Origin of the sequence: Streptomyces subrutilus (genome assembly GCF_008704535.1) — a bacterium.
GTDB lineage: Bacteria > Actinomycetota > Actinomycetes > Streptomycetales > Streptomycetaceae > Streptomyces > Streptomyces subrutilus.
In genome coordinates, this window is sequence record NZ_CP023701.1 from 4,292,216 (window position 1) to 4,304,736 (window position 12,521).

The following is a 12,521-nucleotide window of genomic DNA, read 5'->3' on the forward strand; positions in this document are numbered from 1 at the left end:
CCGCACCCCCTCCGGAGGAGACATGGCCCCACTGGTCCACGCCGCGCGAGCGACCGGCGTCGCCACGCTCACCCTCGACTCCCCGGCCAACCGCAACGCCCTCTCCGCCGCCCTCGTCGGAGAGCTCCGCGCGGCCCTCGCCACCGCCGCCGCGGACCCGGAGGTCCGGGCCGTCGTCCTCACCCACACCGGCAGCACCTTCTGCGCCGGCGCCGACCTCAAGGCCCCCTGCGCCCCCGCCGACTTCCTCGCCCTGCTCCGCGAGATCGCCGGGCTCCCCAAGCCCGTACTGGCCCGCGTCACCGGCCACGTCCGCGCCGGCGGCCTCGGCCTGCTCGGGGTCTGCGACATCGCCGCCGCCGGACCGGAGTCCTCGTACGCCTTCACCGAGACCCATCTCGGCCTCGCCCCGGCGGTGATCTCCATGCCGCTGCTCCCGCGCCTCGACCCGCGCGCGGCCTCCCGCTACTTCCTCACCGCCGAGCGGTTCGACGCCGCCGAAGCCGCCCGCATCGGGCTGCTCACCCTGCACGCCGACGACGTCGACCTGGCCCTGGGGCCCGTGCTCGACGGCCTGCGCAAGGCCTCCCCGCAGGGGCTGGCCGCCACGAAGGCGCTCACCGCGGCCGCCGTGCGCGCGACCCTGGACCGCGACGGCGACCGCCTCACCGGCCTCTCCGCCGAGCTCTTCGCCTCCGCGGAGGCCCGCGAGGGCATCACCGCCCGCTTCGAACGCCGGGACCCGTCATGGGCCCTGTAGCGGACCCCACCGCCACCGCCCCCAAGCAGGCCCGCAGCCGCGTCACCCGCCGCCACCTCCTGGAGGCGGCCGTCTCCTGCCTGGCGGAACACGGCTGGGCCGGCTCGACCGTCTCCGTCGTCGCCGAACGGGCCGGTGTCTCGCGCGGCGCGGCCCAGCACCACTTCCCGACCCGCGAGGACCTGTTCACCGCGGCCGTCGAGTACGTGGCCGAGGAACGCTCCACGGCCCTGCGCGAGCTCTTCCACGCGGGCCCGGCCGCACGCCCGGCCGTCGTGGCGGCCCTGGTGGACCTCTACACCGGAGCCCTCTTCCGGGCGGCCCTCCAGCTGTGGGTCGCGGCCGGCAACGAGGAGCAGCTGCGCCCCCGGGTCACCGAGCTGGAGGCCCGCGTCGGCCGCGAGACGCACCGGATCGCCGTGGAGCTGCTGGGCGCGGACGAGTCGGTGCCGGGCGTACGGGAGACCGTCCAGGGCCTCCTCGACATGGCCCGCGGCCTGGGTCTGGCGAACCTGCTGACGGACGACGAGGCCCGCCGCGCCCGCGTGGTGGCCCAGTGGTGCCGCATGCTGGACGCCACCCTTCCCGACCCCGCAGGGCCGGCCTGACCCGCACGCACGAAGGGCGCCGCCCCCCGAGGGGGACGGCGCCCGACGCGCGAAGGAGGGCCGACCCGGCCGACCGGCCGGGGCCGGGCCCGGCCCCGTCAGGCGGTCTCGGCCATGTCCGCGTACCCGGCGATCTCGTGCGGGTCGCGCCGGCTCGGGCCGGTGTAGCGCGCCGAGGGCCGGACCAGGCGGCCCGTGCGCTTCTGCTCCAGGATGTGCGCCGACCAGCCGGCCGTACGGGCGCAGGTGAACATCGAGGTGAACATGTGCGCCGGGACCTCCGCGAAGTCCAGCATGATCGCGGCCCAGAACTCCACGTTCGTCGCGAGCACCCGGTCGGGCCGGCGCGCGTGCAGCTCCTCCAGCGCGGCCTTCTCCAGCGCCGCGGCGACCTCGTAGCGCGGCGCGTCCAGCTCCTTGGCCGTGCGGCGCAGCACGCGGGCCCGCGGGTCCTCCGCGCGGTAGACGCGGTGCCCGAAGCCCATCAGGCGCTCGCCCTTGTCGAGGGCCTTCTTCACGTACGCCACGGCGTCGCCGGTGCGCTCGATCTCCTCGATCATCCCGAGCACGCGGGACGGCGCCCCGCCGTGCAGCGGCCCGGACATCGCGCCCACGGCGCCGGACAGCGCCGCGGCCACGTCCGCGCCGGTGGAGGCGATGACGCGCGCGGTGAAGGTGGAGGCGTTCATGCCGTGCTCGGCGGCGGAGGTCCAGTAGGCGTCCACGGCCTTGACGTGGCGCGGGTCCGGCTCGCCCCGCCAGCGGATCATGAAGCGCTCGACGACGGACCCGGCCTTGTCGATCTCCCGCTGCGGGACCATGGGCAGGCCCTGGCCGCGCGCCGACTGGGCGACGTAGGACAGCGCCATGACGGCGGCCCGGGCGAGGTCGTCGCGCGCGGTGCGCTCGTCGATGTCGAGCAGCGGTTTCAGGCCCCACACGGGGGCGAGCATGGCGAGTGCGGACTGCACGTCGACCCGGATGTCACCGGAGTGGACCGGGATCGGGAAGGGTTCGGCGGCGGGCAGGCCGGGGTTGAAGGCTCCGTCGACCAGCAGGCCCCACACGTTCCCGAAGGAGACGTGGCCGACGAGGTCCTCGATGTCGACCCCGCGGTAGCGCAGCGAACCGCCTTCCTTGTCCGGTTCGGCGATATCGGTCTCGAACGCGACGACCCCTTCGAGCCCGGGTACGAAATCGGACATCAGGCGGCTCCTCAGCTAGTGCGAACACGCGCGGCTCCCGGCGTGATTCGCGGTCCGGCGCGGTCATCCCCGTTGATGCCCGGCGCGGTCGGTGGTCATCCGTGCGGGGACCCTCGGACCGGCCCCAAGATTTTGTCCGTTCCCGGTGGACTGCGGAAGCGTGACATACGGCACACCCGCCGGGCGGCCTCTGGGGCAGGATGGCGGGCGTGACCGATCAGGACCTTGACCCCGCCGTCATGCGCAAGCAGTACCGCTCGGAGATCGTCGACGAGCGGACCCTCGCCGAGGATCCCATGGGGCAGTTCGCCCGCTGGTTCCAGCAGGCCGCCGACGCGCACCTCTTCGAACCCAACGCCATGGTCGTCTCCACGTCGACCCCGGACGGCCGCCCGAGCTCGCGCACGGTGCTGCTGAAGCAGTTCGACGAGCGCGGGTTCGTCTTCTTCACCAATTACGAGTCGCGCAAGGGCCGCGAGCTGGAGGTGAACCCGCACATCGCCCTCCTCTTCCCCTGGCACCCCCTGGCCCGTCAGGTCGTCGTCACCGGTACGGCGGTCCGCATCGGCCGCGACGAGACGGCGGCGTACTTCCGCTCCCGCCCGCACGGCTCGCAGCTGGGCGCCTGGGCGAGCGAGCAGTCCCGGGTGATCGGCTCCCGCGCGGAGCTGGACCGCCGGTACGCGGAGCTCGCCGTCCGCTACCCCGAGGGCGAGCAGGTCCCGGTGCCGCCGCAGTGGGGCGGCCTGCGGGTGACCCCGGGGGAGGTGGAGTTCTGGCAGGGCCACGAGAACCGCCTGCACGACCGCCTGCGGTACGCCCGGGACGCCGGAGCGGCGGCGGGGTGGCGCGTGGAGCGGCTCTGCCCGTAGCGGCGGCCGGAAGGGCCGGTCGGGGGCGGCGGGCCGGTTCCCGGGCCGGGAGACGTCCGGGAAGGGTCCGGCACGGGTCCGGGAGAACAGGCGACCCGCGGGCTCGGGGTCTCTCCCCCTGCAGTGGGAGAAGCCGGCCGGACGTACCGGCGAGCCCGCGGGTCGGGTGACTGCTTGGGATTGGCACCTGGCGCTACCGCCGGGCACCGCACTGGGTGCGTGCGACGACGGGCGCTTTAGCCCGCAGCCACCTCACGCGTCCGGTTTCCGTACATTGCGGCAACCACCTCCCTTCTCGTGTACGGCCGAGCCTAGAACTCCCTCCCGGGCCGCACAACCGGATTATTCGCGGGCCGGTCCACAGGCCCGCGTCCTGGCCACAACTCCCCTTATCCCAGGGCCTGTTGCTCTCTACACTGGGCCGGCCTGAACCCAGGGGGGTGGCTCCATGAGCGCACGGGCGCTTCCGCGCGACTACCGGATCAAGTCCGGCCGCATCACCGTGCTCGTCCTCGCCGTGGGAGGCGGCTGGCTCGCCGCGCTGCTGCCGCTCTGGAACGACGAGACCATCGTCGGCTGGGTGAAACTGCTGGTCGCGGGCCTGCTGGTGGTCCTCTTCGGCTGGCTGCTCTTCGCCGCCCGCCGCTGCTCCACCTCCGCGGACCTCAAGGGCATCACGGTCCGCGGCATGACCCGCACCCGCCGTCTGGCCTGGGAGGACGTCCAGGACATCCGGGCCGTGCCCAACCCGAGCGCCGCCGTGGCCCGGAACGCGCCGAAGGTCCTCTCGTACGCCTACGACACCGACGGCCAGCGCCTCCTGCTCGCCTACGTCGACGACGTCCACGTGACGGTCGAACGCGAGATCGACCTGCTCCGCGCCGCCTGGACCGAGCTGCGCGGCGAGGACTGGGAGGCCGACGCGGACGCGGCGCGCCGGATCCGGCGCCAGCACGCCCGGGAGGCCGGCACGGCCCGCGCCATGGCCTGGATCACCGGCGCGATCGTGCTGCTCACGGTCCTGTTCGTGGTGTTCCTGCTCGTCTCCGGCTGACCCTTCCGCGCGGGCGCCGGGACCGGCTCAGTGCCGGAAGAAGATCCGGTCGCCGTACTCCTGCATGACGCGGCCGTTCCACTCGTGGCCGCCGTCCACGTTGCCCGAGCGCAGCAGCGGCGGCTCGATCCCGCGGCCGGCGAGCTCGCCGGCCGCCGCCGCCATGACCGCCTGCATGATCGCGCTGGTGACGACGGTGGAGGCGGGGGCGAAGGGGGCGTCGATCCCGTCGAGGCTCAGCTCGGCGTCACCGACCGCGATCTTGCTGTCGAGGACCACGTCGCAGTGGTCCTTCAGGAAGGTCCCCGAGACGTGGCGCGACTTGGTCTCCGTCGTGTACGCCACCGAGGTCACGCCGATGACCTTCAGGCCGATGGCGCGGGCGTTCATGGCCATCTCGACCGGCAGGGCGTTGCGCCCGGACAGGGAGATGATCACGAGGAGGTCGCCGTCGGCCGCGGGGCTGCTGTCCAGGACGGCGCCGGCCAGGCCGTCGACCCGCTCCAGGGCGCTGCCCAGCGTCGCGGGCATGACGTCGATGCCGGCCGTGCCCGGGACCGCGAGGAAGTTCATCAGGGCCAGTCCGCCGGCCCGGTAGACCACGTCCATGGCGGGCAGCGAGGAATGCCCGGCGCCGAACGCGAAGAGCCGGTTCCCGGAGGCGACGGCGTCGGCGACGAGGGACCCGGCCTGGGCGATCCGCCCGCCCTCCTCGTTGCGCACCCGCTCCAGCAGGCCGATGGCGGCGTCGAAGAACTGACCGGCCAGCTTGCTCTCGCTCATACGCCGATGGCCCTTCGGGAGGTGGGGTGGGAGGGGAGGTGCGTCGGTGTCCGCCGCTCACCGTGCGGTCTGGACCAAGGGCCTGTCAATACGAACGTCAATCCCGGGACGAAAGGCCCTGGGGGGATGTCCCGGGATGTCCGGGGGTGCCCTCCGGGAGATCACCCGGAGGGTGCGCGCGCGGCGGTCGGGAGATGTCCCGGAGCGCCCTTGACGCCCGGCACGGGACGGTTGTCGGCCGGATGCGTCAGAATTGGGGGCAGGGCCAGCGCACGCAATCCGAGGGGCACGAATGTCCGGACTGATCGACACCACGGAGATGTACCTCCGCACCATCCTCGAACTCGAAGAGGAAGGTGTGGTCCCCATGCGCGCCCGGATCGCCGAGCGGCTGGACCAGAGCGGCCCGACGGTGAGCCAGACGGTGGCGCGCATGGAGCGCGACGGCCTGGTGGCCGTCGCCAGCGACCGGCACCTGGAGCTGACGGAGGAGGGGCGGCGGTTGGCGACGCGCGTGATGCGCAAGCACCGGCTCGCCGAGTGCCTCCTGGTCGACGTGATCGGCCTGGAGTGGGAGCAGGTGCACGCCGAGGCCTGCCGTTGGGAGCACGTGATGAGCGAGGCGGTGGAGCGGCGGGTGCTGGAGCTGCTGCGCCACCCGACCGAGTCGCCGTACGGAAACCCGATCCCGGGGCTGGAGGAGCTGGGCGAGAAGGCCGAGGCCGATCCGTTCCTGGAGGCCGGCATGGTCAGCCTGGCCGAGCTGGACCCGGGCTCCGAGGGCAAGACGGTGGTCGTCCGCCGGATCGGCGAGCCGATCCAGACGGACGCCCAGCTGATGTACACGCTGCGGCGGGCGGGCGTGCAGCCCGGCTCCGTGGTGAGCGTGACGGAGTCCCCGGGCGGGGTACTGGTCGGCAGCGGCGGCGAGGCCGCCGAGCTGGACTCGGAGATCGCCTCGCACGTCTTCGTCGCGAAGCGCTGACCGGGGGCCGGGCCGCGGCGGCCCGGAGACACGGGCGGTCCCGGCGCCTCGCGGCGCCGGGACCGGTCCTCCCCTGGTGACCTGGAGCCCCGAGCTCTCAAGGTCGTCCCTTCGGACCGTCTTCCCCGAGCGGCCCGCCTCCCTGGTGAAAGGATCTCCCTCGGCAGTGCCGGTCAATCCTTGAGCAAGGTCACTCGAACGAGCGGTGTTCTGGGCGAGACCCCCGTTTTCGAATGCGGGTTCGATAGTCTGGCGCGGAGCGAAGGGGGTGCATCTGCGGTGGTACAGCGCATCGATGTGACGGGAGCCGGCGGAGTGCGCCTGGCCGCCTGGGAGTTCCGCGAACCGGGCGCGGGGCCCGCGGCGGCCTCCGCACCGGCCGCCGCCGACCCCGCGTCCGCCCGTCCCGGGGTCCTCTTACTGCACGGCCTCATGGGCCGGGCCTTCCACTGGACCGGCACCGCCCGCTGGCTCGCCGAGCGGCACCGCGTGGTGGCCCTGGACCAGCGCGGCCACGGCCAGAGCGAGCGCCCGGCCGCCGGCCCGTACACCCGCGAGGCGTTCGTCGCCGATGCCGAGGCCGCCGTCGAACAGCTCGGCCTCGCCCCCGTGACCCTGATCGGGCACTCCATGGGCGCCCTCACCGCCTGGCAGCTCGCGGCCCGCCGCCCGGACCTCGTCGCGGCCGTGGTCATCTGCGACATGCGCGCCTCGGCCCTCGGCGAAGCCTCCCAGCAGGAGTGGGAGGACTGGTTCCGCCGCTGGCCGCTCCCCTTCCCCACCCAGGACGCCGCCCGCCGCTGGTTCGGCGAGGACGACCCCCGGGTGGAGCGCCCCGACCCCGGCCGGGGCGCCTTCTTCGCCGAGGTCATGCACGAGACCGACGACGGCTGGCGGCCGCTGTTCTCCCGGCGCCAGATGCTGACGGCCCGTGAGACCTGGGTGCACGACGCCCACTGGGAGGAGCTGGCCCAGGTGCGCTGCCCGACGCTCGTGGTCCGCGGCCTGGACGGCGAGCTGGGCCGGGCCGAGGCCCAGGAGATGGTCCGCGTCCTGCCCGCCGGCCGGTACGCGGAGATCCCGGACGCCGGGCACTACCTCCACTACGACCAGCCGACCGCCTGGCGCGCCGCCCTGGAGCCCTTCCTGGACGGCATCGGGGCGGCCCGCCCCTGACACCGCGGCGCCGCCCGCCGACGGCACCGGCGAAACCGGCACCGAGGGGCCGCCGCACACGGGGAGGGAAGGGGACGGGGGCGGACGCCTGAACCGACCGCCCGCCCGGGCCCGTACGCGGCGGAGCCCGCCCCGGCGGGTCCCCGGGGCGGGCTCCTGCGGCGCAGCGGCGGCTCAGTCCTTGCTGACCGCCAGCAGGATCTCCGGCAGCCGGCGCGCCACCATCGGCGCCGCCAGCCGCAGCCCCGCCCAGGCGGCCAGCGCGCCCCAGGCCGCGCCCACGGGCAGCACGATCCAGGCCAGGCCGTGCTGGGACACGTTCAGGTAGATCGTCAGGGCGATCACCGGAGCGCTGATCAGCGCCGACACCAGCATCCCGCCGAAGATCCCCAGCCAGGCGAGCGCGCCCTGCCCCGGCGAGACGTTCTTGAAGGCGCCCTCCGTCGGGATCGAGTACGGGAAGCGCGCCGAGGCCAGCGCCCCCGAGCAGAACATCGACCCCACCAGGGCCACCGCCACGCCCAGGGCCGCAGGGAACCCCTCCCAGTCGTCGAGCAGGGCGGCCGTCACCACCGTCACCAGCACCGTGTACGGGCCCGCGACCAGCACCAGCGCCAAGGCCCGGGCGCGCAGTTCGAGGTAGGCGTCGCGCGGGGTGGAGATCGTCTGCGCGACCATCCAGAACGCGGAGGTGTCCTGCCCGAACTGGTTGTACATCTGGACGCCGAGCATGCCCGCGCCGAAACAGGCGAGGTACAGGGAGCCGGTGCCCTGGAGCGCGTTGAAGACCGGGACGATCAGGCCGATCGCCAGCGCGGTCACCCAGGAGGACTTGGTCTTCGGGTCGCGCACCATGTACCGCAGGGTCCGCTGCACGACCGCGCCCGTCCGCCCGTCCGGCAGCAGCGACCAGAAGCCGCCCGCACCGCGGTCCTTCCCCGGACCGGCCGCCGCGACGGTCGAACCGTCCGGGGTGACCATCAGCCGGGTCAGGCTCCGCTCCCAGAACCACAGCAGCAGGGCCAGCGCGCCCAGCGTGAGGGCCAGTTGGGCGGCCGCCACCCCGTACGCGCCGTCGCCGACCGAGTCCACCATGCCGACGGCGGTCGCCGGCGGCAGCCACCGCACCACGGCCTCGACGGGCTCCAGCTGCGCCAGGCCGCCCGTCTGGAAGAGGCGCTGGCCGGCGAAGTTGGCCACCTGCGCGCCCACCGCGATCAGCAGTCCGCTCAGCACCGCCAGGTCGCGCCCCTTGCGGCTGCTGAGCAGCCGCACGTTGGCCGTGGCCACCGCCCGGGCCAGGGTCACGCAGCCCAGCAGCAGCAGCGGCACGGCCACCACGGCCGCCACCGCCCCGGCCGTGCCCCGTGCGACCGCGATCACCGAGCCGACGGCCAGGCACAGCGTGAACAGCGGCCCGATCCCGATCAGGGAGGAGGCCAGCAGGGCCCGTACGAGGGGCCGCGGGCGCAGCGGCAGCATCACCAGCCGGCTCGGGTCCAGGGTCTCGTCGCCGGTGGGGAAGAACAGCGGCATGAAGGTCCAGCCGAGCGCCAGGATCGCGGCCAGCAGGACGACGACCGTGCCCGCGTGGGCGTTCCCGCGCAGCAGGGCCAGCCCGAAGGTGGCGAAGAAGGCGACGACGAGCGCGAAGACCAGCGAGCCGATCCAGGCGGCCTTGCGCTTCGAGGAGCCCTTGAGGCCGTTGCGCATGAGCGAGAGCTTCAGCCGGACGAAGACCCCGGTGAGGGAGTCGGGCGCGGTGGCGGCGGGTGCGGGCCCGGCGGTGGGCCGGGCCGTGGTGGCGGTCATCGGGAGGCCGCCCCGGATCCGCCGAGCCAGTCCAGGGAGTCCCCGGCCGCGTCGCGCCCGTGCGCGCCGACCAATTCGAGGAAGGCGGCCTGCAGCGACGGCGCGTCGCCGCGCACGGCGGCCAGCGGGCCGGCGGCGCGGATGCGTCCGGCGGCCATGACGGCGACCCAGTCGCACAGGGATTCCACGAGTTCCATCACGTGGGAGGAGAAGACGACGGTGGCCCCGGAGGCGGTGTAACGTTCCAGCACTCCGCGGATGGTCTGCGCGGACACGGGGTCGACGCCCTCGAACGGCTCGTCCAGGAAGAGCACTTCGGGATTGTGCAGCAGCGCGGCCGCCAGGCCGATCTTCTTGCGCATGCCCGTCGAGTAGTCCACGACCAGCTTGTGCTGCGAGCCCGCGAGGCCGAGGACCTCCAGCAGCTGCGTCGCCCGCTTGTCGGTCTCCTGCCCCGGCAGGCCGCGCAGCCGGCCCATGTAGCCGAGCAGCTCCCGCCCGGACAGCCGCTCGAACAGCCGCAGACCCTCCGGCAGGACGCCGATCCGCGACTTCACCTCGACCGGATCGGCCCACACGTCGTGCCCGGCGACGAAGACCCGCCCCTGGTCGGGGCGGAGCAGCCCGGTCACCATCGACAGGGTCGTGGTCTTGCCGGCGCCGTTCGGGCCGACCAGACCGATGAACCGGCCCGCCGGCAGCTCCAGGTCCACCCCCGCCACGGCCACCTGCTCGCCGAAGCGCTTCCACAGCCCCTCCACCCGCACGGCGGGCGGCGCGGATCGCGCGCCACCCGTCCCCTGCGTGCCGTTCGTCGCATCGCCCTGGTCCGGCATGCGCCCGCCTCCCGTTTCGTCCCCGTTGGTGGTTCCGTCTTCACCATAGGAGGCGCGGGAGGGGCCTGAGCAGTTACTTATGTCATGAACTTGCCCGTACGCATGTCGCCGTCACGCCCCGCCGCGGGCCCGCTCCGCCGCCGCCTCCCGCCCGCACGCGTACGCCAGCGCGTCGATCAGCTCCTCCGCGTCCGGCAGCCACCGGTTGGCCGGCGTGGGCCGCCGCGCCCACTGCACCGAGCCCCGGCCGCCGAAGCGGGTGGGCGGCGCCGCCACGTACCCGCCCTCGCCGCGCACCTCCAGATCGAGCGCGGACGGGATCCAGCCCAGCTTCCGTACCAGGTCGGGCACCTTCGCCCCGGCGCCCGGCAGCACGAAGAACAGCATCCGGTGGTCGGGGGTCAGGGCGACCGGCCCCAGCGTGCGCTGCATCCGCTCCAGCCGGGCCAGCGCCAGGAACCCGGCGGAGTCCGGCAGGTCCACCGCGTCGAACGTACGGCCCGTCGGCATCAGGATCGAGGCCTCCGGGGTCTTCGTCCACACCCGCCGCACCTGCACCGCACTGCCCGTGGCCAGCGCCGCCCAGTCCTTCACCGCCGGATGCGCGCCGGGTGCCGGGCAGTCCACCGCGCCGCAGGAGCACACCTCCCGGCCGTCCCCCGACTCCAGCCAGGTGCCGGCGAAGACATCCCAGTGCCGTTCTTCCGCGTACCGCACGGCATGGTCCAGCAGCTGCTCGCCGCGCTGCTTGGGGATGGGTGCGGTCTCCGTTACTCCGATGGTCTCTTCCACGCCCATCACAACTCCGAGCGTCACCTCGGGTTACGGCCGCAAACCGGCCGGTGGACGGAACACGGATCCTGCATGCGGGGCGCATGGAGGCACGGGCGGGGGCGCGTAGGAGGCCGCTGCGGAGGAGTTGGGTAGCGACACCACGCAGAGCGGAAGATTCTCCGCACATCAGGCGGGAAGTGATCATTCCAAGGATCACCCGCGGCCACAGGGGGTTTTCATGGCAGCCAGGCCTCTCGTCGCCCGCCAGCCGAACGAACGGCTGCAGGCGCTCATCCAGGAAGCCGGGTGCTCCAATGCCGGGCTCGCCCGGCGCGTGAACATGTGCGGGGCCGAACACGGCCTGGACCTGCGCTACGACAAGACCTCCGTCGCCCGCTGGCTGCGCGGCCAGCAGCCGCGCGGCCGGGCACCGGGCATCATCGCCGAGGCCCTCGGGCGCAAACTCGGCCGGACCGTCACCATCGACGAGATCGGCATGGCCAACGGCAAGAACCTCGCCTCCGGCATCGGCCTCCAGTTCTCCCCGACCGTCGTCGGCGCCATCGAACAGGTCTGCGAGCTGTGGCGCAGCGACGTCGGCCGCCGCGACTTCCTCGCCGGGTCGAGCGTGGCCGCGTCCGCGCTCGTCGAACCGAGCCGCGACTGGCTGATCACCGGCGCCGACAGCCAGGTGGCCCGCAGCGGCGGCTCCCGCGTCGGCGCGTCCGACGTCGAGGCCGTACGGGCCACCACCGAGGCCCTCAAGGAACTCGACCACCGCTTCGGCAGCGGGCACGTGCGGCCCGTGGTCGTGCACTACCTCAACTCCGTGGTGTCCGGGCTGATCGGCGGCTCGTACCGGGAACCGGTCGGCCGGGCCCTGTTCGCGGCCGTCGCCCGGCTGACGGAACTCGCCGGCTACATGGCCGTGGACACCGGCCAGCCCGGCCTGGCCCAGCGCTACTACATCCAGGCCCTGCGCCTCGCCCAGGCGGCCGGCGACCGGGCGTACGGCGGGTACGTGCTGGCCGCGTCCATGAGCCACCTCGCCGCCGAGCTGGGCAACCCGCGGGAGATCGCCCAACTGGCGCGGGCCGCCCAGGAGGGCACGCGCGGCCAGGTCACCCCGAGGGTGGAGGCGATGTTCTACGCGGCCGAGGCGCGCGGCCACGCGCTGCTCGGGGACACCCGGGCCACGACCGTCCTGGCGGGGCGCGCGGTGACCGCGCTGGAGCGGGCCGAGCCGGAGTCGGGCGACGACCCGGTCTGGATCCGCCACTTCGACCAGGCCTACCTCGCCGACGAACTGGCCCACTGCCACCGGGACCTCGGCCAGGCGGATGCGGGGGCGCGGCGCGCGCAGGAGGCGCTGCGCGGGCTGCCGGAGGGCAAGGAGCGCCGCCGGGCGATCGGCCTGCTGCTGCTGGCGGCGGCGCAGGTCCAGCAGCGGGAGGTGGAGGAGGCCTGCCAGACGGCCGCCCGGGCGGCGGACCTGTTGGCGGGGCTGCGCTCGACCCGCGGTGCGGAGTACCTGGACGACTTCCGCTCCCGGCTGGAGCCCTACCGCGAGGAGCCCGCGGTCCGCGAGTTCGGCGCCCGCCTGGAGGCCCATGCGGCCCAGGTCGCCTAGGGCGCGCCCGGAGATCCGGCTTCCGG

General features: G+C 74.1%; 12 protein-coding genes. 7 read left to right on the forward strand and 5 right to left on the reverse strand.

The window, feature by feature from the left end; translation table 11 throughout:
* The first annotated feature begins 22 nt into the window (after positions 1 to 22).
* Together CP968_RS18900 and CP968_RS18905 are read left to right on the forward strand one after the other, a co-directional pair.
* The gene (locus CP968_RS18900; RefSeq protein ID WP_150519131.1) at positions 23 to 760 is read left to right on the forward strand and encodes an enoyl-CoA hydratase family protein; all 738 of its coding nucleotides are present in this window, start codon (positions 23 to 25) and stop codon (positions 758 to 760) included.
* Positions 748 to 1,368: a TetR/AcrR family transcriptional regulator gene (locus CP968_RS18905; protein ID WP_150519132.1), complete on the forward strand. Its 621-nt coding sequence runs from the start codon at positions 748 to 750 to the stop codon at positions 1,366 to 1,368. Before CP968_RS18900 ends, CP968_RS18905 begins: the two co-directional genes overlap by 13 nt.
* 98 nt (positions 1,369 to 1,466) lie before the next feature.
* On the opposite strand, the gene CP968_RS18910 is transcribed toward CP968_RS18905, so the two are convergent.
* On the reverse strand, positions 1,467 to 2,573 hold the full coding sequence (locus tag CP968_RS18910; protein ID WP_189828822.1) for a citrate synthase 2: 1,107 nt from the start codon (positions 2,571 to 2,573) through the stop codon (positions 1,467 to 1,469).
* A 200-nt stretch (positions 2,574 to 2,773) separates the two neighbouring features.
* Between CP968_RS18910 and pdxH the strand changes: the two genes are divergently transcribed.
* Both pdxH and CP968_RS18920 read left to right on the forward strand, forming a co-directional pair.
* The gene (gene pdxH / locus CP968_RS18915; RefSeq protein WP_150519134.1) at positions 2,774 to 3,445 is read left to right on the forward strand and encodes a pyridoxamine 5'-phosphate oxidase; all 672 of its coding nucleotides are present in this window, start codon (positions 2,774 to 2,776) and stop codon (positions 3,443 to 3,445) included.
* A gap of 448 nt (positions 3,446 to 3,893) precedes the next feature.
* On the forward strand, positions 3,894 to 4,499 hold the full coding sequence (locus CP968_RS18920; protein WP_150519135.1) for a PH domain-containing protein: 606 nt from the start codon (positions 3,894 to 3,896) through the stop codon (positions 4,497 to 4,499).
* Between the two features lie 27 nt (positions 4,500 to 4,526).
* Here the strand turns inward: CP968_RS18920 and CP968_RS18925 are convergent, their stop codons facing one another.
* Positions 4,527 to 5,282 (reverse strand): SIS domain-containing protein, encoded by a 756-nt coding sequence (locus CP968_RS18925; protein ID WP_150519136.1) that lies wholly within the window; start codon positions 5,280 to 5,282, stop codon positions 4,527 to 4,529.
* A gap of 292 nt (positions 5,283 to 5,574) precedes the next feature.
* On the opposite strand from CP968_RS18925, the gene CP968_RS18930 reads away from it, so the two are divergent.
* The gene (locus CP968_RS18930) at positions 5,575 to 6,267 is read left to right on the forward strand and encodes an iron-dependent transcriptional repressor DtxR (RefSeq protein ID WP_150519137.1); all 693 of its coding nucleotides are present in this window, start codon (positions 5,575 to 5,577) and stop codon (positions 6,265 to 6,267) included.
* A gap of 279 nt (positions 6,268 to 6,546) precedes the next feature.
* A complete protein-coding gene (locus tag CP968_RS18935; RefSeq protein WP_150519138.1) occupies positions 6,547 to 7,443 on the forward strand; it encodes an alpha/beta fold hydrolase in 897 nt (298 codons plus the stop codon).
* A 174-nt stretch (positions 7,444 to 7,617) separates the two neighbouring features.
* Here CP968_RS18935 and CP968_RS18940 read toward each other — a convergent pair whose 3' ends face one another.
* The 3 genes from CP968_RS18940 to CP968_RS18950 form a co-directional block, all read right to left on the reverse strand.
* Positions 7,618 to 9,255 (reverse strand): transporter, encoded by a 1,638-nt coding sequence (locus CP968_RS18940; RefSeq protein WP_150519139.1) that lies wholly within the window; start codon positions 9,253 to 9,255, stop codon positions 7,618 to 7,620.
* Entirely contained in the window at positions 9,252 to 10,091 is an 840-nt protein-coding gene (locus CP968_RS18945; RefSeq protein WP_150519140.1) for an ABC transporter ATP-binding protein, read from the reverse strand. Before CP968_RS18945 ends, CP968_RS18940 begins: the two co-directional genes overlap by 4 nt.
* Before the next feature lie 111 nt (positions 10,092 to 10,202).
* Positions 10,203 to 10,883, reverse strand: a complete 681-nt coding sequence (locus tag CP968_RS18950; protein WP_150521987.1) for a bifunctional DNA primase/polymerase — start codon at positions 10,881 to 10,883, stop codon at positions 10,203 to 10,205.
* Between the two features lie 220 nt (positions 10,884 to 11,103).
* Between CP968_RS18950 and CP968_RS18955 the strand changes: the two genes are divergently transcribed.
* The gene (locus CP968_RS18955; RefSeq protein ID WP_150519141.1) at positions 11,104 to 12,495 is read left to right on the forward strand and encodes an NsdA family TPR-like regulatory protein; all 1,392 of its coding nucleotides are present in this window, start codon (positions 11,104 to 11,106) and stop codon (positions 12,493 to 12,495) included.
* The last annotated feature ends 26 nt before the right edge of the window (positions 12,496 to 12,521 follow it).